General features: G+C 67.9%; 22 protein-coding genes and 2 pseudogenes. 10 read left to right on the top strand and 14 right to left on the bottom strand.

Annotation, left to right across the window (positions count from 1 at the left end):
• Positions 1–876 (bottom strand): nuclear transport factor 2 family protein (locus tag BLW82_RS42635; protein WP_177233248.1); only part of this gene is annotated, 876 nt, incomplete at its 3' end.
• A 454-nt stretch (positions 877–1,330) separates the two neighbouring features.
• On the opposite strand from BLW82_RS42635, the pseudogene BLW82_RS42630 reads away from it, so the two are divergent.
• A pseudogene (locus tag BLW82_RS42630) lies at positions 1,331–1,712 on the top strand (MFS transporter); the annotation flags it as partial.
• A 529-nt stretch (positions 1,713–2,241) separates the two neighbouring features.
• Here the strand turns inward: BLW82_RS42630 and BLW82_RS46465 are convergent.
• From BLW82_RS46465 to BLW82_RS46460, 3 genes and pseudogenes are all read right to left on the bottom strand, one after another.
• Positions 2,242–2,322 (bottom strand): annotated as a pseudogene (locus BLW82_RS46465) (ATPase); the annotation flags it as partial.
• A gap of 370 nt (positions 2,323–2,692) precedes the next feature.
• Entirely contained in the window at positions 2,693–3,274 is a 582-nt protein-coding gene (locus tag BLW82_RS42625) for a TetR/AcrR family transcriptional regulator (protein WP_093507750.1), read from the bottom strand.
• 632 nt (positions 3,275–3,906) lie between these two features.
• Complete coding sequence (locus BLW82_RS46460) at positions 3,907–4,089, bottom strand: hypothetical protein (RefSeq protein ID WP_371131465.1); 183 nt, start codon at positions 4,087–4,089, stop codon at positions 3,907–3,909.
• Between the two features lie 190 nt (positions 4,090–4,279).
• On the opposite strand from BLW82_RS46460, the gene BLW82_RS46455 reads away from it, so the two are divergent.
• From BLW82_RS46455 to BLW82_RS42610, 3 genes are all read left to right on the top strand, one after another.
• The gene (locus BLW82_RS46455; protein ID WP_371131464.1) at positions 4,280–4,645 is read left to right on the top strand and encodes a DinB/UmuC family translesion DNA polymerase; all 366 of its coding nucleotides are present in this window, start codon (positions 4,280–4,282) and stop codon (positions 4,643–4,645) included.
• A gap of 410 nt (positions 4,646–5,055) precedes the next feature.
• Positions 5,056–5,526, top strand: coding sequence for a hypothetical protein (locus BLW82_RS42615; RefSeq protein ID WP_093507752.1), 471 nt, complete (start codon positions 5,056–5,058; stop codon positions 5,524–5,526).
• A 157-nt stretch (positions 5,527–5,683) separates the two neighbouring features.
• On the top strand, positions 5,684–5,938 hold the full coding sequence (locus BLW82_RS42610) for a hypothetical protein (RefSeq protein ID WP_093496885.1): 255 nt from the start codon (positions 5,684–5,686) through the stop codon (positions 5,936–5,938).
• A 363-nt stretch (positions 5,939–6,301) separates the two neighbouring features.
• On the opposite strand, the gene BLW82_RS42600 is transcribed toward BLW82_RS42610, so the two are convergent.
• Positions 6,302–6,772 carry a VOC family protein gene (locus tag BLW82_RS42600; protein WP_093496886.1) on the bottom strand — a complete coding sequence of 157 codons (471 nt, stop codon included), beginning with the start codon at positions 6,770–6,772 and terminating at the stop codon, positions 6,302–6,304.
• 572 nt (positions 6,773–7,344) lie between these two features.
• Here BLW82_RS42600 and BLW82_RS44115 point away from each other — a divergent pair.
• Together BLW82_RS44115 and BLW82_RS44110 are read left to right on the top strand one after the other, a co-directional pair.
• Positions 7,345–7,629 (top strand): DUF6233 domain-containing protein, encoded by a 285-nt coding sequence (locus tag BLW82_RS44115; RefSeq protein ID WP_143063611.1) that lies wholly within the window; start codon positions 7,345–7,347, stop codon positions 7,627–7,629.
• Between the two features lie 364 nt (positions 7,630–7,993).
• Complete coding sequence (locus BLW82_RS44110; protein WP_143063612.1) at positions 7,994–8,308, top strand: hypothetical protein; 315 nt, start codon at positions 7,994–7,996, stop codon at positions 8,306–8,308.
• On the opposite strand, the gene BLW82_RS42590 is transcribed toward BLW82_RS44110, so the two are convergent.
• Positions 8,302–8,955 (bottom strand): SDR family NAD(P)-dependent oxidoreductase, encoded by a 654-nt coding sequence (locus tag BLW82_RS42590; protein ID WP_093496888.1) that lies wholly within the window; start codon positions 8,953–8,955, stop codon positions 8,302–8,304. The two genes, BLW82_RS44110 and BLW82_RS42590, sit on opposite strands and share 7 nt — an antisense overlap.
• A 251-nt stretch (positions 8,956–9,206) precedes the next feature.
• On the opposite strand from BLW82_RS42590, the gene BLW82_RS42585 reads away from it, so the two are divergent.
• Positions 9,207–10,124, top strand: coding sequence for a helix-turn-helix domain-containing protein (locus tag BLW82_RS42585; protein ID WP_093496889.1), 918 nt, complete (start codon positions 9,207–9,209; stop codon positions 10,122–10,124).
• Between the two features lie 307 nt (positions 10,125–10,431).
• Here BLW82_RS42585 and BLW82_RS42580 read toward each other — a convergent pair whose 3' ends face one another.
• Together BLW82_RS42580 and BLW82_RS42575 are read right to left on the bottom strand one after the other, a co-directional pair.
• Positions 10,432–11,613 (bottom strand): IS110 family RNA-guided transposase, encoded by a 1,182-nt coding sequence (locus tag BLW82_RS42580; protein WP_093507746.1) that lies wholly within the window; start codon positions 11,611–11,613, stop codon positions 10,432–10,434.
• A complete protein-coding gene (locus BLW82_RS42575) occupies positions 11,610–12,461 on the bottom strand; it encodes an IS5 family transposase (protein ID WP_093507745.1) in 852 nt (283 codons plus the stop codon). Before BLW82_RS42575 ends, BLW82_RS42580 begins: the two co-directional genes overlap by 4 nt.
• Positions 12,462–12,650: 189 nt before the next feature.
• Between BLW82_RS42575 and BLW82_RS42570 the strand changes: the two genes are divergently transcribed.
• Positions 12,651–13,402, top strand: a protein-coding gene (locus tag BLW82_RS42570) for an IS5 family transposase (protein ID WP_371131269.1) whose coding sequence is annotated in 2 segments (ribosomal slippage) — positions 12,651–12,939 and positions 12,939–13,402 — 753 coding nt in all. Because the reading frame shifts where the segments join, the coding sequence is not laid out codon by codon here.
• Here BLW82_RS42570 and BLW82_RS44105 read toward each other — a convergent pair.
• Entirely contained in the window at positions 13,399–13,923 is a 525-nt protein-coding gene (locus BLW82_RS44105; protein ID WP_143063620.1) for a hypothetical protein, read from the bottom strand. The two genes, BLW82_RS42570 and BLW82_RS44105, sit on opposite strands and share 4 nt — an antisense overlap.
• Before the next feature lie 181 nt (positions 13,924–14,104).
• Between BLW82_RS44105 and BLW82_RS42560 the strand changes: the two genes are divergently transcribed.
• Together BLW82_RS42560 and BLW82_RS44100 are read left to right on the top strand one after the other, a co-directional pair.
• On the top strand, positions 14,105–15,277 hold the full coding sequence (locus tag BLW82_RS42560) for an IS4 family transposase (protein ID WP_256215588.1): 1,173 nt from the start codon (positions 14,105–14,107) through the stop codon (positions 15,275–15,277).
• A gap of 341 nt (positions 15,278–15,618) precedes the next feature.
• On the top strand, positions 15,619–16,143 hold the full coding sequence (locus BLW82_RS44100) for a hypothetical protein (protein ID WP_143063620.1): 525 nt from the start codon (positions 15,619–15,621) through the stop codon (positions 16,141–16,143).
• Here BLW82_RS44100 and BLW82_RS42550 read toward each other — a convergent pair.
• The 5 genes from BLW82_RS42550 to BLW82_RS42530 form a co-directional block, all read right to left on the bottom strand.
• A protein-coding gene (locus tag BLW82_RS42550) for an IS5 family transposase (protein WP_371131269.1) occupies positions 16,140–16,891 on the bottom strand; the annotation gives its coding sequence in 2 pieces (ribosomal slippage) (positions 16,140–16,603 and positions 16,603–16,891; 753 coding nt in all). The two genes, BLW82_RS44100 and BLW82_RS42550, sit on opposite strands and share 4 nt — an antisense overlap.
• Positions 16,892–17,077: 186 nt before the next feature.
• Entirely contained in the window at positions 17,078–19,060 is a 1,983-nt protein-coding gene (locus tag BLW82_RS42545) for an alpha-L-fucosidase (RefSeq protein ID WP_093507744.1), read from the bottom strand.
• Between the two features lie 52 nt (positions 19,061–19,112).
• Entirely contained in the window at positions 19,113–21,521 is a 2,409-nt protein-coding gene (locus BLW82_RS42540) for a ricin-type beta-trefoil lectin domain protein (RefSeq protein WP_093507743.1), read from the bottom strand.
• A gap of 46 nt (positions 21,522–21,567) precedes the next feature.
• On the bottom strand, positions 21,568–23,400 hold the full coding sequence (locus BLW82_RS42535; RefSeq protein WP_093507742.1) for an RICIN domain-containing protein: 1,833 nt from the start codon (positions 23,398–23,400) through the stop codon (positions 21,568–21,570).
• A gap of 69 nt (positions 23,401–23,469) precedes the next feature.
• Positions 23,470–25,050 (bottom strand): arabinofuranosidase catalytic domain-containing protein, encoded by a 1,581-nt coding sequence (locus tag BLW82_RS42530; RefSeq protein ID WP_256216162.1) that lies wholly within the window; start codon positions 25,048–25,050, stop codon positions 23,470–23,472.
• Between the last annotated feature and the right edge of the window lie 15 nt (positions 25,051–25,065).

Here is a 25,065-nt window from a genome sequence, read left to right as displayed (position 1 = left end):
GAGCGGCATGGTCATGACCGTCACCCGGTCACCGACGCGCAGGCCGGTCACCGACTCTGGACCGATCTCGTCCAGTACGCCGGCCGTCTCCATGCCGGGGATGTAAGGCGGTCCCGGCGCCAGGTGGCGACCGCTCCGTTGCGCAGGTAGCGGTCCCCCGGGTTGACGGTCGCGGCGTGGACCCGAATGCGGACCTGGCCGGGACCGGCGTGCGGCTCGGGAATCTCGAAGATCTCCAAGGCTTCCGGTCCTCCGAAGCGGGACACTCCGACGGCTTTCATGGTTCTCCTTCCCGGGGTGCGGCAGCGCCCCAGAGGTCTGGCAGCGGGTCAGTCGGTCTTCTGCGGGGCCTGGTAGGGGCCCGTGTCGGGGAGGGTGTCCATGCGGTACCGCTCCAGCACCGATCCAGTGATGTACCCAACGTCCGTCGATGCGCTGGTAGGTGTCGTGGTACTGGCCGTAGCCGTGGAACCCGCCGCCTGCCTTCAGGTTGACGTAGTCCTCCATGACCCAGGTGCCGGTTGCCGTGTCCCCCTTGACCGTGATGTTCGGAAGGAGGCCCTGGTGTGCGGTGGGGGCGTCGGCGATCAGGGTCTTGGTGGCCTTGACCAGTTCCGCCGGGCTGTTGAATTCCTGGCCGGTGTTGATGTGCGCGTCGGGCGTGAACAGCGCCTGGAGATCGGCCCACTGCTTGGTGTCGATGTCCTGGAAGTAGCGGGCCTTCAGCTTCTCGATGTCCTGGATGTCCGCGAGGGTGCGGACGGTCGAGGCGGTGGAAGCGCTGCTGGCCTTGTCGTCGTGCGAGTGGTGCGAACTGGCCGTCGCGGTACCGGTCGCCACTCCTCCGGCCAGGAGAAGGGCGGCGGCCGTCACCATGCCCGCCCGCTTGGAGAACCGTCGGCCGGAGGGAGTCTTGCTGCGGTCGGAAGTCATTGCTGTCCCTTTCTGGTGCGGCTTGCAAGTGCCGCGTTCGGGTAGCGCCCGTTCGGCGGCCCCCAAGGTCAATGCGATGTAGAGGTCCCGGCGTTCGCCGCTGACTCCGTCCCTGGACAGGGGGCCAGGTCGGCAGGTTCACAACGTGCCCGGTTGAACAGACTCTACAGATACTGGAACGTTCGGTCAACTTAAATGGAGTGGCGATCACCGATCGGCCGTCACACGTCACCGCGACAGCGACGACGCCCTCACCAGCGGAATGGCGCGTCCTTCGACACAGAAGTGGGCCTCGACGCAGACCGGGACATCGGACCGCATCCTCATTTTCTGGGACTCTCATTCCATAACTTCCGACGTTCCGGAGAGCGCCGATCTTCACGGCGTCGCGCAGGTGATGGTCTTCCTGGACGCGGCGATCATGAACATCGCCCTGCCGTCCGCGCCCTACGACCTGGGCTTCTCTGACGGCGGCCGGCAGAGGGTCATCACCGCCTACGGCCTCGCCCACGGCCTCGCCCTCGGCAACCTGCTCGTCCTCGGCGGACAACCGGCGGACCTGCGGGGCACAAGAAGATCTCCGTCGTCGGCCTTGTCGGGTCCGCGGCGGCCTCGGCCGCCAGCGGGCTGTCGCCCAACCTCCCCACGCTGCTGACGGCACACGCGCTCCGGGGCGTTTTCGGCGCGCTGCTCGCCCCGCCGCACTCGCGCTGATCTCACTGGGATTCACCGACGCGAAGGAACGGGCCAAGGCGCTCGGCATCTGCGGAGCCATCGCCACGGTGGCTATGACGACTTCTTTGGGAGTCGTTTGTCGAGGAGTTCGGGAGGCGTGTGACCCGGGCTGCAGTGATCGACATTCGACAAGTTTTGATGGCGATAGCGTGTGCGATCACAGGCTGCGTGGTCTGCTTCATAATCCAGCTGTGGACATATCCGATGAGGGACAGTCGCTCGATCCCGTCTGGCTTAAGATCAACAACAACGTGTGTGGTGGCCTGGCAGGAGCCCCGGGTGCATCGTGGGTGGCCGAGCGGTTCATCGGAGCCGGCTGGAGTTCCAGATCAGGCTCGTCGTGGGAGTCGTATGAGGTCGAGACCAGCTGGTGCCGCATCGAGGTCGACCCGACCGACGGGAACACGCTCCTGAACGGTGTTGTCGATCCTCAACGGTTCGAGGATCTGGCTGCGCTGCTGACCCGGTTCGGTCTGCGGTTCGGTCTTGAGCTCTATGACGATGACGGAAAACTGCTGCGGGAGATCGAAGCTGGAACCCCGTCAGCGTCTCATGACGCGGCTCCGCGGTCTCTCAGCCGGCTGCTCGCTCCGCTTGGGCTCGGGGCGACGCGAGCCGGTAGGAGTCGGTGCCGGTCTCGATGATGGTGCCGTTGGCCTGCCTTCGGCTTGGGCGTCCACGGCGTCGAAACCCGCGACGCCGGCGTCGCCTCCGCCGTGACCGGCGGCCCAGCAGACCGACGGCTCCATGAGCACCGCGCTGCGCAACACCATCGCCGCCCGAGCGACGGCCGACTACCTCGCCACCCGCCACAGCGACGGTTCCGTGGACCAGGCTGCACCGGTCGCCGCAGCCGCGTTCATCGCCTTCTTCGCGGTCAACGCAGGCAAACCCTCCACTCAGAAAGCAGTGGCGGCCGACGACCCCGCCGCGCTTGGCCTGCGCCCCGCCCACCAGACACCGGACAGGCGTGGCACCCCGCGGCTGAGCCGCGGGGTGCCACGCCTGTCCGGTACGGGCAATGTCAGCCGAGAGCGTCGAGGGCGACCTCGGCGACCGCGGCAAGCGCGGCCCGGTCGGGGTTGATGGCACCCAGCACCCGCAGCCCATGGAGCGTCGCGACGAGATACCGCGCGAGGTCGCGGGGGCTGCGACCAGCGGGCAGTTCGCCCTTCGACCGGGCCTCCACGATGACCTCGTACAGCGCGTCCTCGATTGAGGTGGTCGTGACGCGCACATGGGCGGCGACCCTGGGATCATGGGCGATGCGCTCCATCGCGGCACCCACGATGAGGCAGGCCCTGCGGTTGCCGTCCTCCACGATCGTGTCGACGGTGCCGAGCAGGACCTCACGGATCAGCTCGCGCGCCGGGGCACCGGCGCGCAGGACGTCGACCAGGGGCACGGCGTACATCTCGCGGTAGCGATCCATGGCGGCGAGATACAGCCCCTCCTTGCTGCCGAAGGCGGCATAGAGCGACCCCCGCCCCACTCCGGTGGCCGCCACCAGGTCCTGCACGGACGTGCCCTCGTAGCCCCTGGCGCGAAAGGCGTCCATCGCCGCCTCCACCGCCAAGTCGGTGTCGAACTCTCTGATCCTGGCCATGTTGACCATGATATCCCAATCAGGAATGATCAGTCAATTAATACTGCGAACCGCCTACCACCGCCTCGCACATCAGGCGATCAGCCACCCACTCGGCCCCGACTGCATCTTTATTGACTCTTCATTCCAGATAATATCCACTGGGGAACCGCGGCCAAGGAGACAGCAGCAGTCCGGTCACCGGCCGCCCCCTTACCCAGGGCACTCGCCCGCCCGGACGTCGGTGAGCGGTCTGGAGCCGGTCCAGGTCGTCCGGAGATCCCGCGAGTTACGAACACATTTTCATTCTAGGCACGCCAGCACACCTTCACCTCGCGTGTTCGATTATTTGTTCGATAGCGTGGTGGGGAGGTGAGCGCCGGGTGGGTGCGGAGTCGATGGAGCGTCGGCCGGGTGTGGTGATGCATGTGCGCTGCCCGGACCGGCTGCCGGAGGAGACCTACCGGCAGGTCCTGGAGCAGCTGCATGAGCTGTCGCCGGTGGTGGAGGCCCGGCCGCCCACGGCGGCTCTGGTCGATCTGCGGGGCGCGCTGCGCTACCACGGGGCTGCCGCGCGCATCTCGGGGAGGTCCTGCGGTTGCGGACGGTCTCCCGGTACGGCGTCGACATCCGTGTCGGTATCGGCCCGACCGTCACCGTTGCCCGCGACCGCCTCGGCGCAGGTAGAGCGGCCGGGCGGTGTGCTGGCCGTCGAGGCCGCCGACGCTGCCGACTGGCTCGCCCTGCTCCCCGTGGAGGATCTGCACGGCATCGGTCCCCGCCAGGCCGCCGTCCTGAAGCGCTACGGCGTCGGACCGGGTCGGCCTGCTCGCCACGCTGCCGGCCGCGACCGTGCAGCGCCTGCTCGGCAAAGCGGGCCGGACGGCCCGTCGACCGGGCCCCGCGGCATCGACCCCCGCACCGTCACCCCGCGCCGCCTGCCGACTTCCGTCGGCGTCCGGCACCGCCTCCCCCACGACGTGCTTGACGGCGCCGCCGTACGTTCGGCCCTCCTGGGCCTGGGTCGTGCAACTCGGTGCGGAGCTGCGCCGCCGCGGGCAGGCCGCGCACGCTCTCACGCTCACGCTGACGTTCGCCGGCGGACCGGCATGGGAGAAGACCCGCCGCCTGCCCGAACCGTCCGGGCACGAGGACGACCTGCGCCGGCTCACCTACCAGCTCATGGACTCCGCAGGCCTCCAGCGCGGCCGTCTGACCGCACTCGCGCTGCGCGCCGAGGACCTCGCCGACGCCGACCAGGCCGCCGAGCAGCTCAGCCTCGATGCCGCCCGCCAGGCCCGCCTCACCGCCGAGCAGGCGGCCGACCGAATCCGGGAGAAGTTCGGGCCCGGCGCGATCGGCCCGGCCGCCACCTACCGGCCCGCCTCCTGACCACCACGCTCACACCCGCTCGAGACACCCCGGCCGGCACCTCCCCCCGGACACGAACCGAAGCGACGCTGAGTTCATGACTGAACTGCCCCAGCCGACGGAAGCCACCCTGGAGATCGGCGAGACCCGGTTACCCGGGCGGAAGAACGTGGCGTCGGTGCAGGGATGGACGACCGTCCATGTCCCGCCGCCTGCACCTACGACGACGCCAACGACTCGGCGGCATCCTCCAGGAGCACCAGTGGTGCGTGACCTGGGTGGATGATCATTCCGGCAGAGGCAAGGTTGAATGACCAGCCCATCGGAACGTGTTCGCCGGTGACACAACGCAACTTACGGTGGCGGGCGAACTGGCTCTGGCGTTGACTGGCCCGAGGCGCACTGCACGCCAGAGGACCGAGGGATACACGATGACCAGACCCGTCACCGGACTGCTGTACGGCGCCGCTGCCGGTGCCGCCGGTACCACTGCTCTCAACACCGTCGGCTATCTGGACATGGCATGGCGGGCGCGGCCCGCGAGTGGCACTCCGCGAGCCACCGTCGAGAAGCTGTCGCAGGCGATGCACCTGACCATTCCCGGTGACGGCGCTGAGAAGGAAAATCGAATCGCGGGCCTCGCGCCACTGACCGGCATCGCTGCGGGGATCGGTCTGGGTGCCCTTCTGGGCCTGGCGCGGGCCAAGGGCTGGCGTCCGACCAGGTTGATCGCTTACGCGACCACTGGATTCGGCGCCCGTCTGGGCACCGACGCCCCCATGACCGTGCTCAAAGTGACCGACCCGCGCACGTGGTCCGCCAAGGACCGGATTGCCGACATCGTGCCCCATCTGGCTTACGGGGTGGTGACCGCCGCAGTTTTGGAAAGACTCGACCCTTGAGTCGATGGGCCCGACCGGCACTCCGCGCGCCTTCGGCGGGCCTGAATGGCGGATGGCACTCGCGCGGCCGATGCCTGGCAGGAATATCTCCAGGGCATGAGCTAAATATGGTTTGCCCGTCACCTGGCCCAGAGACCACTAATCAAGAGGACGACTCATGGCGGAATCAACCGCGGCACCCGGATTCGCGCACGACATCCTCCCCCTGTTCCGGTCTATCGACATCGAGCACATGGCGAAGGGCGGTGTCCAGCTGGACCAGTATGTGTACATGTCGGTCCGGGAGAACGCCGAGCGCGTCTACAACACAGTTGCGACGAAGCGTATGCCGCCGCCGGATGAGAACGCGACGTGGTCCGAGGAGCAGGTCGCCCTGCTTCGCGCGTGGATCGACGGGGGAATGCTTCCGTGACGCGCGTGCGTGGGTGAGGCGCTCGCGGGAGCTGAGAGCCCGAGCGGGTGGGCTATGTGCGGGGCCGCGCAGCGCGAACGGGCGCGATCTCGAGCGCGAGCGCCACGGCGAACCGACGTAACGGGGCGCTGGCGGCAGAAGCGATGCCGAGGCCCGGGACGACGCGCCGCTCGGCGTCGCCCATGAACAGCAGCGTGCCACCCAGCCGTGTCGCCAGCCTGCCGTTTCCCCGCGTCCTCCAGATTGATCACCTAGGAGGACCGGCCCGCTCCGGCCGATCGAGACGGCGCAGAGTTCACCGCCCGCTCTGCGCCAGGCGCAAGGGTCTGTTGTCCAGTAGTGCTCTCGTGCGCCGAGCCAGGCTCACTCGGAATCACCGGTGCGGGAACTCGGGGGCCAGTGAGCCGGTGTCCAGTCTCCCTCCGGGTCGGTGGTCTGGCCGACTTCGATCAGATGGCCGTCAGGGTCGCGGATGTAGCAGCGGATCTCGTACTCGTGTTGTTTTGGCGGCGTCAGGAACTGGGCACCTCGGGCGCTCCACTCCTCGTACAAGGGGTAGATGTCCTTGACGCGGATATTGAGGAAACTGCTGACCCGGCTGGAATCGCGCGGCGCCTCCAGGGTGACCGAGGGCTTGTCGTCCGTCGGGCCTCCGCCGCCGTTGATGATGATCCAGCTGTTGGCCAGTGCGACATAGGTCAGGCCTCCAGGGCCGGAGTAGGCCAGCCGGCCGCCGAGCACTTCGGTGTAGAAGCGTCGAGAACGTTCGACATCGTCCGAGACGATGAAATGGGCCAGGACAATTCCCTCTGGCGGTGGCGGGAGATCGGCCATCTGGTGCCTCCACTTGTCAGTCTCATGCTCCGTTGATGAACTGCATTTGACGGTAGGTTCCCCCTTCGAAGTCGCCGGAAATTTCACCGGCTCGCCCTCCATGGAAGATTCGCGGGCAGCTGTACACGGATGGCTCGCCGCTTTAAGCCCATTGGAGTAACGCAGAGGTGTGCGCATAAGCACCGACAGGCACACCTCAGCGGCAGCGGCACGGATGTTCGTGCCCCCCCTGTCCTGACGTACAGCACACAGACGCTGTGCTGCGCCGTGCGAGGCGATAGACATGCAAATCGCGCCCAACGACATCAACGACACCCGCCTGCAACTCAGGCGGCTGGCCGAGCGCGGCATCCCGGTCGAGACCGTGCAGGGATTGTTCACCCAACCACGGCCGCAGCCGCCCCGCGGACCCCGACCAGCCCACCCATCCCAACTGACTGGGCAATAAGGACATCAACTCCCGAAGTCGGCGCCAGGCCGTCACCCGGAACAGCCGACCTGGGCACGCTGCGAGACGAGCCCGCACCCCTCGACTTCCGCGCACCGCGATCGAGGGCGAGGCGTACGACCAAGTGCCCACCGAGCGCGTCGGCGTCGCCCCGGCATGGAAGATCGAGGAATGGGTCTACTTCACCGACGACGTCGGCGCCGCCCGCTTCGTGCACCGCGTCCACTGCCACGCCAACCGCGACCACACCCGACCTGTCACCACCGAACAAGCCCGCGCCGTCCCCGAGCGCGCCGAGGCCGCGGCGTGCCAGGTGTGCGGCCGGACCGGCCGCTGCGCAGCGCGGCATAGCCTCGCCAGAGGTTGCTTCTGGGGTTGCTTCTCGGGTTGTCCCTGGGGTTGCCTCTGAGGTTGCCTCAGCACCTTCGTCGACGGGCGCGCACCCGTCGCCTGACCTGCGGCGGAGTCGGCTCGGCAAGGAGGGTGGCGAACGCCGACAACTCCTATATGGACCTACTCAGCCCATACGAAGACTCCTGACGGTCCCGAAGGCTGTCAGCAAGCTCGCGAACCCCGGCTCGCCGGGTTAGCGGCGCGGCCGGTCGCCGGGCCGGTGCGGCGGAGTGTTCGCGGTCCCGCTGCGGCGCTTCTTCGCTTTCGCCTTGGCTGCTCCGGATTCACCAGCTCTTGTCCGGCCAACCGGCCTGCGTGTTACGAGAGTTGTAGGCCATAAGGTGATCTCCCACCTTTCCCAGCTCAGCCTGGAGGAGCGCATGCCCACACGTCGTGGCCTGTCCGCCTGGCCCGGATCAGCCGGTGAGGCCACTGGCGCTCCCCACTTCCGCTCCGGCGAAGAAACGGGACGCATCAGGGCCTGGTACCGGCGGGTGCGCCTGGTCTCCGACACCACTCTGGAGATCGCCGATCGCGCCGCCGGGCGCGTGGCCACGGACGGACACCCGGAGTCGTTGCGCAAGGTCGGGTTGGAGCCAGGTACGCCGTTCCCGGTCTCGCCGGCGTTCGGGTGCGACATCATCCTGACCGGACAACTCGACCTCGCCGTCGCGGGGCTTGGGACGGCTCAGTAGACCAGTTCGTGCTGCCATTCGCTCTCGGGCTGCTTGGTCAGCGCGAGATAGGCCTGTGCCAGCGTCGCCGGCTCAAAGCGCGGTTCGCTGCCGATCGTCTTCGTGATCGTGATACTGGTTGCGTGCACGCCCGTCCCGGCCAGCTCCTCATGGAGCAACTGCACGTACGCGCGCAGCGCGGCCTTACCAACGGACAAGGACGAATACTTCTTCGAGGGATGCAGAGCGTACCCGCCGCCCGCGAACAGCAGGGTGCCGCGGCCGTCGCGCAGTTCCGGCAGCACGGCGTCGGCCGCGACCCTGGCGCCCAGGACATCGATGGCCATATTGGCGACCCACTTCTGGTCGTCACCGCCGAGGGGCGAGTCGCTGTCGAGCACCGCCACGCTGTAGATGAGCACGTCGGGCGCACCCAAGTCCGTGATCGCGGAGTGGATCGCGGAGCGCAGGTTGCCGGCGTCCGCGACATCCGTGGCGTAGCCGCGAACGTCCTGGCCGGTGGAGGCAAGCTCGGCAGCGTAGGTGTCCATCTTCGTCTTGTTGCGGGCGAGCATGGCGACCGGGTGTCCGGCATTGGCGAATGCCCGGGTCAGCTCAAGGCCGATGCCTGGACCTACGCCGACGATCACTGCGGTTCCGAGGGTCATGACAATCCTTTCCTAGGTGGGGTCGGAGGCCTGCCACCGCACTCAGCGGTCCTGGGCGTCGACTCTCTTTGACGCGTCGCGCGAGTTAGCTGCGAAATCGGTGCCCAGGAGCTCGATGTCGTCAGGGGCTGCGGTGGTCTGCCGATCACTGCTTCGAGGTTGCCGCCGCCGACGCCGTTGCGGGAGGACCTGCCATAGGGGGTACTGACAAACCCTCCCTATCCGCATTACTCGTACCTATTGTCGAGTGCATGGACCATCGCCGTGACATTCAGGAGTTCCTGGTCTCCCGCCGGGCACGGATCAGCCCCAGGTCAGTCGGCCTGCCCGTCACCGGAAGGAAGCGGCGGGTACCCGGGCTGCGCCGCGAGGAGGTCGCCGCCTTGGCCGGGCTCAGCATCGACTACTACATCCGCCTGGAGCGCGGCGCGCTCACCCGTGCCTCCGACAGCGTCCTACAGGCCATCGCCCGCGCGCTGCGTCTGGATGCCGCCGAGCAGGCCCATCTCATCGACCTGGCACGCGCCGGCCGGCCGTCCCCCGCACCCCGTTCCCGTCGCACCACGCCTGCAGCGATCGCCCCGCAGCTGCAGACCGTCCTCGACTCCCTCGTCGGCGTCGCAGCGCTGGTGCGCAGTCCCACCCTCGATGTGATCGCCACCAACCCCCTCGGCCGGGCTCTGTACAGCGTGCTCCACACCGACGCGCGCCAGGCGCCGAACATCGCCCGGTTCACGTTCCTCAACCCTCAGGCCCGCCAGTTCTGGCGCGACTGGGACGAGGTCGCCGACGACTTCATCGCCCACTTGCGCGCCGCCGCCGGCCCCACTCCGCATGAACAGCCGCTCACCCATCTCGTGGGCGAGCTGTCCACCCGCAGCGACGCCTTCCGCCAGCTGTGGGCCCGACACGACGTGCGTGCCTGCGTCAGAGGCACGAAAAGGTTCCAGCACCCGGTCGTGGGCATGCTCGACCTGCGCTACGACCTCCTCCAACCGAACGCCGAACCCGGCCTCACCATGATCACCTACACCGCCGAGCCGGGAACGGTCTCCCACGACAACCTGACCCTGCTCGCCTCCTGGGCCGCCAGCCAGGACAACGACACCGAGCACGATCCGGCTGCCCCGACGACCCGGACCACAAGGCCGCCCTCACGGCGCGACTGATGCCTGATTGCCTGGACAGCACCGGTGCCGACCGGCCCGGCTTGCCGCGACCGGGCAACACCGACGCCCACACCGACACCGACACATCGCGTCCTCGGCCACGCCCCGCCGCCGGTCTGGGAGCCCGACCCCTCCGTACTGGTCTGCCCGGCGACCGCGTCGGTTTGTGCGCCGGATGCCGGCGCAGGACGCACTGTTACGGAAGCGGCGGCAGTCCGCTGTGTCAGTGTTACATGGCAGGCGTAGAGCCAGGATGGGGCCCGGCCGTCCGATACATCCGCACCCGCCCGTGACCGCCGCGCAGCACCTACGCGCTGCGGCGTGGTTTGCGGGCGGCCGCCTTCTTGGCGGTCGTCTTCTTCGCGACCGTCTTCTTCGCCGGGGCCTTCGCCGCGGGTTTCTTCGCGGGAATCTCGTGGACCTGCGCCTCGGTGTCCGTGTCCTCGCCGCGCGAGGCCTTCGCCTTCTCCACGGACTCCTGCAAGGCCGCCATCAAGTCGAGAACCTTGCCCGGCGGCTTCTCCGGCTCCGGCGCCTCCGGCAGCTCGCGGTCCTCCCGCTTGGCCTCGATCACTTTCTCCAGCGCCTCGGTGTAGTGGTCGACGAAATCCGGGCCCTCCAGACGATCGACGGCCATCCGCTCGATCAGCTCTACGGCCTCGTCGACTTCCGCGTCCGAGACGTCCGTCGCCGGCGGGTACAGCTCTGACGGGTCGCGGACTTCGTCCGGCCAGCGCATCGCGTGCAGGACGATCACGCTCTCTCGCACGCGCAGCAGCCCGGCAGCAGCATCTCCAAGGGCACCCTTCAGCCAGACGTTGCCGTGCGTCGTGGCGCCTGAGTAACTCCGCCCCGCTGACCGGTTGTTTCCAGGAGCCACGCCACTCCAGCTCGCCAGAGCGGCCGCAGTGGAGAAGCGTGTCATGTCGGCGCCCGTCTCGGCGATCACTACCTGTGCGAGGCGGGTTGAGACGCCGGGGATGGTGACCAGGAGATCGCGCTGTCGGCGCAGAGGCGCGGTCTCGGCATCGATGCGCTGATCGAACGCGGCGATCTGCGCATCGATGGCGTCGATGTGGGCCAGGGCCTGGGACGTCAAGAAGGCGTGGTGGTCTTCGAAGCGGCCGGTCAGGGCCTCGCGGAGATCCGTCATCTTCGACCGGGCCTTCCCGACGGCCAGATCGGCCAGCACCACCGGGTCACGCTCACCGGCAATGAGTGCTTCGAACATGGCGCGGGACGACATACTCAGCGTCTTGGTCAGCACGAGCGAGGTCTTGATGCCGGCGTCCTCGAGCACTTTCTCCAGCCGATTCAGCGCGCGAGAACGCTCTCGGACCAGGCTGGTGCGCTGCCGGGTGAGGTCACGAAGACGGCGAATGCGCGGTGGCGGCACGAACGACGGCGAGACCAGCCCGTGTTGGGCCACCTGCGCGATCCAACGGGCGTCGGAGACGTCGGTCTTAGAGGGCATCTGATCAATGTTCACGACGTTGTGAGTGTGATGTCCGTTTCGATTCGCCAGGTTGGTGCGGATTCTCCGGTCAGCTCGCGCGACATTTTGTTAGCCATCGCCCAGTGGATCATTGTTCGGGACCTCTGCGGTAGGGCTTCGTAGTCCCGGGCAAGGCGGCGGTGCTGCATCAGCCAGCCAAACGTCCTCTCGATCACCCACCGCTTCGGCAGCGGCTCGAAACCCTTGGCCCGTGGCCGCTGCACAACCTCCACGTCGATACCGAGTCCGGCACCGTGATTGAAGATGCTGCTCTGGTAGCCGCCGTCCGCCCAGACTTTGGAGACACTGGGATGTGCCACGGCCAGGTCGTCGAGGAGCAACTTGCCGCCGGTGGTGTCGTGCACGGAGGCGGCGGTGACGAGTACGGCGAGGACCAGGCCGAGTGTGTCTGTGATGAGGTGCCGCTTGCGCCCTTTGATCTTCTTGCCGGCGTCGATGCCCTGGCTGGTCTCGGCGACGTTTGCCGAGGTCTTCACGCTTTGAGCGTCGACAACGGCCGCGGTCGGCTGTGGGCTGCGGCCGTGGGCTCGGCGGGTCTTGTCGCGTAACAGGTCGTGGACCTGTTGCGTGGTGCCGTCGGCTTCCCACTTGGCGTAGTAGTCGTAGACGGTCTTGTAGGGCGGGAAGTCGTGAGGCAGGTATTCCCACGGGATGCCGGTGCGGTTGACATAGAGGATCGCGTTGACGATCTCCCGCAGGTCGTGCACCCGGGCTGCCGTTCCGGGCCCAGTCCGTCTCGCCCGCCAGGCGGTGAAGACTGGCTCGATCAGGGCCCAGCGGGCATCGGACACATCACTGCGGTACGGACGACGATCACTCACACACCGTGCAACGACCACCAATGCCAGCAGTCACAAAAACATCCGTAACTACCAAGTACCTAGATCAGATGCCCTCTAAGACACCGTTTCCTTTGGTGCTGCTGGGTCGTTGGGTGATTTGTGACAGACCTGGTTGAGCGGCTGGTTCCGGATGACTTGTGGGTGCTGTTCCGGCGAGTGGTGCCACCCATGGAGATCAAGCGTCCGCAGGGCGGTGGACGGCGTCGGGCGGGTGACCGCGAAACGCTGGCCGCCATCATCTTCGTAGCCAATTCAGGCTGTACGTGGCGGCAACTGCCGCCGGTCTTCGGCCCTGCATGGCCTACCGTCTACCGTCGCTTTGCCCAATGGAGTCGGGGGCGCGTCTGGGCCCGACTGCATCGCGTCCTCCTCGACGAGCTCGGTGCCCGAGGCGACCTGGACTGGTCGCGGTGCGCGATCGACTCCGTCAGCCTGAGGGCGTCAAAAGGGGGCTACTGACTGGACCGAATCCGACCGACCGTGGCAAGAGCGGATCGAAAATCCACCTGATCACCGACCGCAACGGCCTGCCCCTGTCGCTGGGCATCTCCGCCGCCAACACCCACGACAGCCTTGGACTCAAGCCGCTCGTGTGTGGCATCCCGCCGATTCGCTCCCGGCGCGGACCACGTCGACGACGGCCGGCGAAACTGCATGCCGACAAGGGATACGACTACGACCACCTGCGCAAATGGCTCCGACAGCGGGGCATTCGTCACCGCATCGCCCGCAAAGGGATTGAGTCCTCACACAGGCTCGGTCGACACCGCTGGGTGGTCGAGCGCACGGTGTCCTGGCTGGCCGGATGCCGCCGCCTACACCGTCGCTACGAGCGCAAGGCCGAGCACTTCCTGGCCTTCGTAGGCATCGCCGCTGCCTTGATCAGCCACCGCAGGCTGGCACGCTCGCCGGCCGCCTAGGCGAGGGCTCTGGCCAGACGGCGATAGCCCAGCTCCTGCGCGCCCAGAACCTGACGAAGCCTATCAAGGCCGCCAGCCTCCAACTCTCGCTGAGCGTCGATCTGACAGGCCCGTTCGTAGGACATCAGGCTGCCGCCAGGGTCAATCTCAAGGCCGATCGAACCCGGCCACAGGGCTGCGGTGCTTCGAGCAAGGGAGTGGATCTCTGGCAAACCGTAATGCTCATCAGGTTGCTCAAGCGCCTGCAAGATTCGCCCCATCAGCATGAAGCCGGCCTGGGTGAATGGTGCGGCACGGTCCACCGAGTAGCTGCTCTGAGCAGCATCCAGGCCGGACCGAGCATGTTGCAGTACATCCTGATCGAGCGTCCGACCTGGTGCGCCCCGCAGACCGGCCCGTAGACCTGCATCGGCAAGGTAGTACGGGTCAGCGAGTCCAGCCCGCTCAGCGAGGATGTACAGGGCCCCTCCGATCCGCAGTCCAGTCGAGCATGCCAGCGCCCGCGCCGACGTGCTGTCCAAGTCTCCGTGCATGATCGGACCAACCTCGCAGACATAGTGGATCAGGGCGGCCCCACCGTACTGCCACCATGAACCCGCACCCTGGCGTGACTACGGCCAAAGGAAACGGTGTCTAAGAGCAATGCCGTTGCGTTAGCTCGTGGGCGTACGCTGTTGTGCAGTGTTCCCGGGGGTGGTTCGGGTGTCTGCGGATGTCGGCGAGTTATCAGGCTTGGGTTTGCTGACCTGGGTGTACCCGTCCGGTCTGGTGGATCGTGCAGTGGCCGCGTGCGGTCGTGCGGAACAGCGCAGGCGCCTGCTGCCGGCCCGGCTGATGGTGTATTTCGTGCTCGGGCTGGCCCTGTTCTCGCCGGCGCCGTATCTGGACGTGATGAGGCATCTGGTCGAGGGCCTGCGTGGCCAGGGCCTGCTGGGTGACTGGCGCATTCCGGCGAAATCGTCACTGTTCCGGGCCCGTCAGCGGCTGGGTCCCGAGCCGCTGCGGGTCCTGTTCACCACGACCGCGAAACCGATGGGCACCGAGGGAACTCCGGGGGCGTTCTGGCGGGGGCTGCGGCTACTGGCAGTGGACGGGACCTGCTGGGACGTTGCCGACAGCGCGGCCAACGAGGCTGCCTTCGGCCGCCCCGGAAACAGCCGCGGCCACGACAAGAGTTCCTTTCCCCAAGTACGGATGGCCTGCTTGATCGAGGTGGGCACGCACCTCGTGCTGGACGCCGAGCTGGCCGGCTGCCGCACTGGGGAAGTCACCCTCGTAAGCCGCCTGCCCCGCTCCTGCGGGCCGGGACAACTCGTGCTGGCCGACAGGGAGTTCCTCGGTGTGCCGTTGTGGCGGGCCTTCACCGCTACCGGCGCCGACCTGTTATGGAGGGTGCCGGCCAACCGGGTCCTGCCCGTTGACCGGATCCTGCGGGACGGATCCTGGCTCTCCCGCATCCACGCTCACACCGATCCCGCGCACACCGACCCGGTCACGGTGCGGGTGCTGGCCTACCAGCTGAACGGCACCGGCCACGCGGGCGAGGACTACCGGCTGGTGACCAGCCTGCTCGATGCCCGCCGCCATCCCGCCCGCCAGCTGGCCGCGCTGTATCAGGAGCGCTGGGAGGCGGAAGCCGTTTTCGCCGAGCTCAAGACGCATCAACGCGGAGCCCGCGTGGTGATCAGCAGCAAAACACCAGAAGGTGTCCTGCAGCAGATCTGGGCACATCTGCTGGTCCACCACGCGCTACGCGAGCTGATGGTGAGAACCGCCGCCACCCGGAGTCTGGATCCCGACCAGGTCTCCTTCACTGAGACCTTGCGCTCTGCCCGGCGCAGCGTGACCGTCACGCCGGGCAGTTTTTCCCCCTGACCTGCTGGTGAGAGCGCTCGTCCTGCTCCAGCATGACCTGCTGGAACGACTCCTGCCGCACAGACGCCTGCGCAGCCAGCCTCGCGTCGTCAAACGCAAGATGTCCAACTACCGCCTCAAACGGGCCGAACACCACACCTGGCCCCAGCCCACCCGCACCGGAACCCGAGCAGTGCGCATCAAACGACCCAAACCCGCCGACCCATAAAGCAACGGCATTGCCTCTAAGACACCGTTTCCTTTGGCCGTAGTCACGCCAGGGTGCGGGTTCATGGTGGCAGTACGGTGGGGCCGCCCTGATCCACTATGTCTGCGAGGTTGGTCCGATCATGCACGGAGACTTGGACAGCACGTCGGCGCGGGCGCTGGCATGCTCGACTGGACTGCGGATCGGAGGGGCCCTGTACATCCTCGCTGAGCGGGCTGGACTCGCTGACCCGTACTACCTTGCCGATGCAGGTCTACGGGCCGGTCTGCGGGGCGCACCAGGTCGGACGCTCGATCAGGATGTACTGCAACATGCTCGGTCCGGCCTGGATGCTGCTCAGAGCAGCTACTCGGTGGACCGTGCCGCACCATTCACCCAGGCCGGCTTCATGCTGATGGGGCGAATCTTGCAGGCGCTTGAGCAACCTGATGAGCATTACGGTTTGCCAGAGATCCACTCCCTTGCTCGAAGCACCGCAGCCCTGTGGCCGGGTTCGATCGGCCTTGAGATTGACCCTGGCGGCAGCCTGATGTCCTACGAACGGGCCTGTCAGATCGACGCTCAGCGAGAGTTGGAGGCTGGCGGCCTTGATAGGCTTCGTCAGGTTCTGGGCGCGCAGGAGCTGGGCTATCGCCGTCTGGCCAGAGCCCTCGCCTAGGCGGCCGGCGAGCGTGCCAGCCTGCGGTGGCTGATCAAGGCAGCGGCGATGCCTACGAAGGCCAGGAAGTGCTCGGCCTTGCGCTCGTAGCGACGGTGTAGGCGGCGGCATCCGGCCAGCCAGGACACCGTGCGCTCGACCACCCAGCGGTGTCGACCGAGCCTGTGTGAGGACTCAATCCCTTTGCGGGCGATGCGGTGACGAATGCCCCGCTGTCGGAGCCATTTGCGCAGGTGGTCGTAGTCGTATCCCTTGTCGGCATGCAGTTTCGCCGGCCGTCGTCGACGTGGTCCGCGCCGGGAGCGAATCGGCGGGATGCCACACACGAGCGGCTTGAGTCCAAGGCTGTCGTGGGTGTTGGCGGCGGAGATGCCCAGCGACAGGGGCAGGCCGTTGCGGTCGGTGATCAGGTGGATTTTCGATCCGCTCTTGCCACGGTCGGTCGGATTCGGTCCAGTCAGTAGCCCCCTTTTGACGCCCTCAGGCTGACGGAGTCGATCGCGCACCGCGACCAGTCCAGGTCGCCTCGGGCACCGAGCTCGTCGAGGAGGACGCGATGCAGTCGGGCCCAGACGCGCCCCCGACTCCATTGGGCAAAGCGACGGTAGACGGTAGGCCATGCAGGGCCGAAGACCGGCGGCAGTTGCCGCCACGTACAGCCTGAATTGGCTACGAAGATGATGGCGGCCAGCGTTTCGCGGTCACCCGCCCGACGCCGTCCACCGCCCTGCGGACGCTTGATCTCCATGGGTGGCACCACTCGCCGGAACAGCACCCACAAGTCATCCGGAACCAGCCGCTCAACCAGGTCTGTCACAAATCACCCAACGACCCAGCAGCACCAAAGGAAACGGTGTCTAAGAGCGGTTTGTGTTTCATGCACTCCTTCTTCCGGTCTCGAGGGATGACTGTGCGCGTGGGTTCTCGGCGTGGTTCACACGCCGGTGACCGTCCACTGGTTGTTGGTGCTGGAGTTCGGCGCCCACAGCACCGTGGTGGACCCCACCGCGGTGCTGCCGCTGCCGTCCAGGGCGGTGCCGGTGCCACGGTTGATGATCTGGTAGCGGCTGCCGCCGAGGCTGTTCAGCGACCACTGCTGGTTGTTGCCGCCGTTCCACGCCTCCTGCCGGGCGGGTGCACCGTTGGCGGCGTTGCCCCAGCTGTCGGCGGCCAGGCCGTTGGCGCGGTTCATGATCCGGCAGTAGCCGTTCCCGAGGTCGATCAGCTGCCACTGCAGATTGGCGCTTCCGTCGTAGTCCCACTGCTTGAGGCCGGAGCCTGAGGCGACGTTGCCCCCGCTGTCGAGCACCAGTCCGCTGGTCACGTTGGCGATCTTCACCCAGGTCGTGGAACCGCCCGGTGCGCCGAGGACGGGGATGTCACCGGAGAAGGTGAGCTTGACCGTGTACGCCAGGGCGGTGAACGGCGGGTTCGTCGAGGGCATGGTCAGGTGCAGGCCGGAGGCGTCCTGGGTCGGTGCGGGCAGGTTGACGTAGGTGCCGGCGGAGTTGTTCAGCAGCTGCGCGCCGGTCAGGGTGCTGAGGTTGATCTGGTTGGAGTTCAGCGTGGCGACGGTCATGGTGGCGCCCTGCCAGCCCAGCGCGGTGGCGTAGAGGACCTTGTTGTCCTGACTGCGGGTGAAGCGGACGTCCTGCGGTTTGCCTGCCACCGGTCCGCTGAAGGAGCCTCCGCCCATCTTGGTGGGGCCCTCGCCGTAGGCGGACCAGGAGCGGGTGCCGTAGACCGCCTCTCCGAAGCGGCCGAGCCAGTCCCCCATGGCGAGCAGGATCGACTGCTGTGCGGAGGGGACGGTGCCGTCGGCCGTCGGAGCGATGTTCAGCAGCATGGTGCCGCCCTTGCTGACCCGGTCGATCAGCGAGTGCAGCAGCGCCTGCGTCGTGTAGTAGCCGATGCCCACCGTGTAGCACCAACTGGACGAGGAAATACTGTCGTCGGTCAGCCAGTAGGGCGTGAGGAGATCTGCCGGGCCGCCGCGCTCGAAGTCGAAGACCTCGCCCTTGTTGTCGAGGCCGTCCTTGTAGGTCGCGACCACGTCCTTGTTCCAGGCGACAGCCTGGTTGTAGTAGTGCGCGAGGAACTGCAGCCGGTAGGACTCCTGCACCAGGTTCAGATCGAAGTCCTGCCAGAGCAGGTCGGGCTGGTAACCGTCGATGACCTCGACCAGCTTGTCGTACCAGAGCTTGTTCTCGGCCGCCGTTCCCTGTTGGCCGTAGAGGATGCGCAGGGCCGGGTCGGACTGGGACGGCACGTGGTCGTAGTAGCCGTTGAAGTGGTAGGCGTGGTGGAGGGAGGCCATGAATTTCAGGCCCTGGGCGCGGATGGCCTGGGCGTGCAGGGCGACCAGGTCGAGCCGGGGGCCGTGCTGGACGGAGTTCCACGGGTTGGCCCGGCTGTTCCACATCGAGAAGCCGTCGTGGTGTTCGGCGACCGGGCCGGCGAACCTGGCGCCCGCGGACTTGAACAGCCGGGCCCAGGCGTCCGGGTCCCAACTGCCGCCCTGGGAGGCCAGTCTGGGCGCGAACTGCACGTAGTTGCCGGCCTTGTCGCGGGCGCCGTCGATGAAGTTGTGGTACGGCCACACTTGGGGGTCGCCGTAGGTGGCGATGTGGTGCTGGTTCTCGCTCGAGCCGCCGACGTACATGTTGCGCGGATACCACTCGTTGCCGTACGCGGGGACGCTGAAGGCGCCCCAGTGGTAGTGGATACCGAACTTGGCGTCCTTGAACCAGGCAGGTGCCGGGGGGTGCTGGTCCACGGAGGACCAGGTCGCGGTGTAGCTCGCGGGGCCGTCGGTCGCGGCGGCCTGAGGTGCGAAACGCAGCAGTCCGACGGCCGCGGCCGCGCCGCTCGCCGCGAGCAGGCGGCGTCGGCTGATCGGGCGGGGGGAGGCGGTCATGAGGGGGTCCTTCAGGGTCAGGTGACGAGGTGGGCGGTCTCGGCCGGCACCGTCACTCGCGTGTCCACTTCTGATTGCCGGCGCCGGTGCAGGTCCACAGCTCCAGGAGGGTGCCGTTGGCCGTGGCCGCGCCGGTGGCGTCCAGGCACAGGCCGGACTGGGCGCCCGTGATGGTGCCGTCGGCGTTGAGCGTCCACTTCTGGTTGCTGCCGCCGGTGCAGCCCGAGATGTCGACCTTGGTGCCGGGGCTGGTGCCACTGCCCGCCGAGTCCAGGCAGGCGTTGCCGTAGACCCGCAGTTCACCGGCCGGTGTGCTGGTCCACTGCTGGTTGCTGCCGCCGTTGCAGTCCCACAGCTCCACCTGGGTTCCGGAGGTCTGCGACTGGTTGGGCACGTCCACGCACCGGCCGGAGGCGGACCCGACGATGGCGCCGGTCGTGCCGCCTCCTCCGCCGCCGCTTCCGGGGGTGAGGGAGAGGTTGTCGAACTGTGCCGTCTCGCCCTGGCTGGTCGCGTAGCCGACCTGTCCGCCGGCCCAGGTGCGGTCGGCGGCGGAGCCGACCGTGGAACCGTCGATGACGGCGCTGATGGTGGTCCCGGAGAAGGTGAGCGCGAGAGTGTGCCACCGGTTGGTGCCCAGTGCCGTGGTCGTGCCGTGGGCGAGGGTGGAGACGGTGCCGCTGGTGCTGGAGTTCAGGATCGACCAGGCACCGGTGTCGCTCACCCGCAGGTGGTAGCCGTTGAGTCCGCCGGTGCTGCTGTAGTCCTGGCCGTTCGCGCGGCCGATCAGCTCCGCGTATCCCGGCTGTTCGAGCAGCACGTCGGAGGAGACGGTGTAGTTGCTCCAGCCCACGTCGCCGAGCAGGGCGTGCGGATCGGACAGCGCGTCCCAGGTGATCGGTTTCTGGGGACTCATCTGGCGCACGCACTTGCCGCCGCGGCCGCCGCCGCAGGCCGTCACCTCGAAGGCGCCCTGCCAGTCCATGAGGTACTTCGCCTCGGTGCCGGTGGTGTAGCCGTCGAAGGTGTCTTGGTACGGCAGGCTCATGGCGCCCTGGGCGGGGCCGGTGGCGGTGCCCTTGCCCTGCCCGGTCGTGGTGGTCAGGGTGTAGACGCGATGGGGTTGCACGGTCAGGCTGAAGCCTCCGCCGGAGGGGGTGACGTCGGCGGTGTGCACGAAGTAGTCGGCCGGGTTGGAGGAGTTGACGTCGGTCGACCAGACGTGGACGGTTCCGCCGGACAGGCCACCGGTGACGTCGAAGTTCAGGGTCTGGGCGCTGCCCGCGTCCATCGTCTCGATGACGGTGGAGTAGTCGGCGCCGTTCGGGGATTTCAGCGAGACGTAGCTGCCGTTGTTCCGGTTGCCGCCGATGTAGCCGCTGGAGGAGTCGAGGTACTTCCAGCCCGGGGCGGTGAACTGGCTGGTGTGCGCCATGACCCAGGTGTTCTTGCCGATCGCGTAGTGGCCGGACCAGGGCTGGGAGGCCAGGGCGAGGCCCATGGTGGGGTACGGCAGGTTCGGCGTGATCGCTGCGACCACCGGCCAGTTGAGGTACGCGGTCATCCGGCCGTCGATGTATCCGCGGTTGATGCCGCGGGCCATGGCGGGTGCTCCCCCGTTGTAGTCGTCCGAGCCGTTCTCGCTGGCCCACAGGGGCTTGCCGGAGGACGTGGCGGCCGACGGCACGGAGCAGTTGGCCTGGGAGGAGCGGTAACCGCAGGGGTAGTGCGTGCCGATGACGCTCACCGCCGCGGCGAAGGCCGCGTTGGAGTTGACGTCGTTGGCGACGGTCCAGTCCGAGTCGGCCGCGACGATCTTGACGCTGCCGTAGCCGTCGGAGTTGAGCGCGGTGCGCAGTTGCTCGTACCAGGAGACGTTGTAGCCTCGCTCGTTCCAGCCGCCGAGGTAGTCGATGGCGAGGCCGTGCTGTCTGGCGCAGCCCAGCCACGAGACCAGGTAGTCGACCATGTCGGTGGACCAGAAGTTCCCGCCGCCGATCCAGCCCGGCGCGCCCCAGGCGAGGCCGTAGAGCTTGATGTCCGGATTGCGGGCCTTGGCCTGCTCCATGAGCCACCATTCGTAGCCCCGGTCGCAGTTCAGGTCGGAACGGGTGTGCTGGTGGCTCGGCTCGGCACCGGAGGTGGAGTTGGTGTCCCCGCCGATCTCGGTCTTGAGAATCTGCAGGGAGGCCCCGTAGCCGGGCTTGAAGAGGTAGTCGAGGATCTGGCCGCGCTGGGGTTCGGGGTAGTCGGTCAGGAGTCTGCTGTTGCCGCCGCCCCCGCTGATCGCGCCGACTCCGTCGAAGGTCCGTCCGCCGGACGCTCCGTCGACGGTGATCGAGGTGGCGGCGTGCGCCGGGGCGGCGACGGCGCCGACAAGGCCGCCGACGGCCAGGAGGAGGCCCGTGAGCACGGCGGTCGAGGCGCGCAGGCGCCGCAGTAGCCGTCTGATTGCTGACACGGTGAGTTCCTTTCGCAGGTCGGTGGGGTCCGCGTCGGGTGCGGTCTCAGCGGACGACGAAGTCCTGGTTGGTGCCCGGTGCGTTCTTGCACTGCCACTGGTCCAGCTGCTGTCCCGGAGTGCTGCCGGCGCCGTAGACGTCCAGGCACAGGCCGCTGTTGCGGTTCTGGAAGGCGTAGGACCCGTCGGACTGGCGCACGGGCAGCCAGAGGGCGTTGGCGGCGGGGCCGGGAGCCTGCTGCACGATGTCCGGTGTGCCGGCCGTCGTGGAACTGCCCGCGACCGCCACGTCCTGGCCGGAGTGCTGGGGGCGCAGTTCGCCGTAGCCGTCGGCGGCCGGCACGAACAGGAACCGCTGGTTGTCCTGCCCGTTGCAGGTCCACTGGTCGATCACGGCGTCCGCGGCGGTGGAGTGGCCGTAGACGTCCAAGCACAGGTTGTCGTCGGCGACGACGAGTTGGTGGTGGCCGTCCGGGAAGCCCGTGCCGCCGGAGGAAGCCGGGGTCAGATAGACGGCGAACGCGTCGTGCGAGCCCTGGAAGGTGAACGGCACGGTGATCGAGCCGCCGGAGGCACTCACAGTCTGGTCGTACACGGTCTGCGGCGCACTCAGCGGGGCCTGGTCCGGGATGCGGTGCACGGTGACGTGGACGTTGCCCGCGTTCGCCAGCCAGGGCACCGAGGACAGTCCGTCGAAGGTCACGGACGCGGCGCCGGTGTACCCGTTGGCGTCGCCGATGAGCGCCACGGCGCGTTCGGCGGCGGAGTCCTCGGAGGCGGCTACGGCCGTGGAGCCGGTCTGGCCGGAGGTGTCGACCAGGGTTCCCGTCATGTCGGCGTAGTCCCGAAGGGCCCACCAGTTGCCGGTCGGCTGCCAGGTGCCTCCGCTCTGGGTGAGCACTCCCGTCAGGTTCGGCGTGGTGCAGCACACCCAGTTGCCGCGCATGGCGTTGGTGTATCCGGACTGCGCGAACCGGGCCAGGTACCAGGCCGTCACACCGGCGGTCTGCCGGTCGGCGGGCTGGTACTCGTTCGAGGACAGAGGCAGCGGGCCGATGCCGGCCGAGCTCAGGGCGTTGCGCAGACTCTGGGCGACGGTGACGGGGTCGTCGACGTCACCCTCGTTGTGGTTGCTGATCATGTCGGGGACGGTGCCGGCTGCCTTCACGTGTGCGAGCCAGGTCTGCCACTCCCCCGGGTTGCGCTGCGGGGTGAAGGCGAGGGACGGCCCGACGATCCGCGCCCCGGGGGCGATGCGGCGGATCTCCCGGTAGGCGGTGTCCCACATCTGGAAGTACTGGGCGCTGTTGACACCCCGGGTCCAGAACACGGAGATGTCCGGCTCGTTCCAGATGTCGTAGGCGAACGTGAGCCCCGACGCCTGCAGGGCCCCCACCGTGGCGTCGATGAAGCCGATCCAGTTCGAGCAGTCGCCGTTGTCGCACGGATATTTGGTGTCCGAGGGCTGGCCGCCGTTGGCGCCGTAGATGTCGCTGACCAGCACCTGGTACTGGGCGTGGTAGGGCGGCCGGGTGAGCCGCCGGGCCTGCGCGGTGATCGAGTCGAGGTCGGCCCGGGTCGCCGACCCGTACTGGTAGCCGTCCCTGATCCAACCGCCGGAGAACCATCCGCCGCCGCGGAACGCGTTGATCCCGAGCGGCTGCAGGAACTGGTCGGCGGGCTGGGTGCCGTCCTGGCTGATGCCGTAGAGGAACCCCTCCCCCACGCCGGTCGACGGTCCCCGGGTCGAGGCCAGGTGGACGCTCAGCGACGTGCCCGAGGCGGCCTGGCTCGGGGCGGTCGTGACCAGCGCCAGCAACAGTGTCATGACGATGCCGGTCACCAGGGCCGCGATGCCGGGTCTCGCTGTCATCCTCATCCGATCCTCCTGAGTCGGGGCGGAGGCGGGATGCCCCCGCCCCGGAGTCGGGCGCGTTCGCTCACCGGGTCAGCTCAGCGTCCATTTCTGGTTGGACTGGCCGTTGCAGGTCCACAGCTGTACGAGGGTTCCGTTGGCGGTGGCGGCGCCCGACACGTCCAGGCAGAGCCCGGACTGGGCGCTGGTGACGGTGCCGTTGGTGTTGAGCGTCCATTGCTGGTTGCTCTGGCCGTTGCAGGTCCAGGTGATGACCTTCGTGCCGGGGCTGGTGCCCTGCCCGGAGGCGTCCAGGCACAGGCGGCTGCCTGCCAGTGAGACGCTCAGCTCACCGGAGGCGGTCTGCGACCAGGTCTGGTTGGCCCCGCCGGAGCAGTCCCGGATCTGCGTCTGGGTGCCCGGTGTCGTCGAACTGCCCGGTACCTCCAGGCACTTGCCCGCGCCCACCGCGCGCAGCGCACCGGTGGTGCCGCCCCCGCCGCCCGACGTCCCGTACCCGGCGGCGGTGATGCCGGCCTGGACGGCGTTCTCGGTGGCGTCGGAGGGGTAACCCGCCGTCATCGCGCCCTCGAAGAACTCGCCCTGTCCCGAGACGCTGTTGTCGCCGCCGGTGCCGAGGAGGACGGAGTTGTCGACCTTCATCGGTGAGTAGCCGTTGGGGAGGGGGCCGGAGAAGGTGGTGGTCAGTCCACCGCCTGCACCGTCGCCGTACTTGAGGGTGAAGTTGCTGGTGCCGTTGTTCTTCAGCCACGCGCTGACGAACGGGTGGTGCACGCCCTGGTTGTTCGGGTCCTTGTTGGAGCCGGTGCTGGTGTGGAACATGCCGTTCTCCAGGTCGGCCTCCACCCACGGGCCGCTTCCGGTGCAGCCGCCGAACCAGCAGGCGTTGCCCCAGTAGACGGCGTTCATGGTGGCGTTGCCGGTGTCGGTGTGGGAGTTCTCGCCGCTGCCGTAGTCGAAGCAGCACCACTGGTTGGTGAAGTTCGACGAGGTCACCATGTAGATGCCTTCGGGCTGGGAGCCGGTGGCGACGCCGCTGGCGTGGTCGATGCGGTATCCGACACCGGGGGTGACCTTGACGCCGAAGACCTGGTGGCCGCCCGCGGTCACCGGCAGGGCCATGGCGTCGGCTCCCACGTCCGATCCGCTCGGACCGGGCCCTTTCCAGTAGCCACCCCAGGAGATCGGCAGGTCGTTGTGGCGGGTGGTCTGGTCGTAGATCTTCGTGATCGTGCACGACGTGCCGGCGCAGAAGGACACCTGGGAGGCGGCGTCGGCGTACCCGCCCGGGGCGAGCAGCCCGATGTCGCGGTAGGCGTGGTCGGAGGACCGCTGGATCTGGTAGAGCGGTCCGTCGTACGCCGTGAAGAGCGCCCTGGTCGTGGAGTGGGCTGTCACGCACGGCGTTCCGCCGGCGGCATAGATGTCGCACGGCAGCGACGCGGCGGCCGCGGGGCCGGGGGCCGAGTCGTGGACGGCGATGGTGGTGCCGGTCTGCGGGGACGTGGCGAAGGCCGGAGTGCCCCACGCGGCCAGGGCCATCGCCAGGGCGATCAGGAACGAGGTGATCGGGAGCCGGGCGATCGGGAGCCGGGCGATCGGTAACGGGGCCGGAAAGCGCCTTCGCCGGTGGTCGGCTGTTGATCCGGGCAAGGAGTCCTCCTCCGT

It is taken from the genome of Streptomyces sp. Ag109_O5-10, from assembly GCF_900105755.1.
Classification (GTDB): Bacteria; Actinomycetota; Actinomycetes; order Streptomycetales; family Streptomycetaceae; genus Streptomyces.
This window is presented reverse-complemented; position numbering and strand designations above follow the sequence as displayed.

Bases quoted from the DNA above. Each gene is read 5' to 3' on its own strand.
- BLW82_RS42625 (WP_093507750.1), bottom strand. From the start codon at position 3,274: ATGGCCAGGATCAGAGAGTTCGACACCGACTTGGCGGTGGAGGCGGCG.
- BLW82_RS42615 (WP_093507752.1), top strand. From the start codon at position 5,056: ATGACCAGACCCGTCACCGGACTGCTGTACGGCGCCGCTGCCGGTGCC.
- BLW82_RS42610 (WP_093496885.1), top strand. From the start codon at position 5,684: ATGGCGGAATCAACCGCGGCACCCGGATTCGCGCACGACATCCTCCCC.
- BLW82_RS42600 (WP_093496886.1), bottom strand. From the start codon at position 6,772: ATGGCCGATCTCCCGCCACCGCCAGAGGGAATTGTCCTGGCCCATTTC.
- BLW82_RS44110 (WP_143063612.1), top strand. From the start codon at position 7,994: ATGCCCACACGTCGTGGCCTGTCCGCCTGGCCCGGATCAGCCGGTGAG.
- BLW82_RS42590 (WP_093496888.1), bottom strand. From the start codon at position 8,955: ATGACCCTCGGAACCGCAGTGATCGTCGGCGTAGGTCCAGGCATCGGC.
- BLW82_RS42585 (WP_093496889.1), top strand. From the start codon at position 9,207: ATGGACCATCGCCGTGACATTCAGGAGTTCCTGGTCTCCCGCCGGGCA.
- BLW82_RS42545 (WP_093507744.1), bottom strand. From the start codon at position 19,060: ATGACCGCCTCCCCCCGCCCGATCAGCCGACGCCGCCTGCTCGCGGCG.
- BLW82_RS42535 (WP_093507742.1), bottom strand. From the start codon at position 23,400: ATGAGGATGACAGCGAGACCCGGCATCGCGGCCCTGGTGACCGGCATC.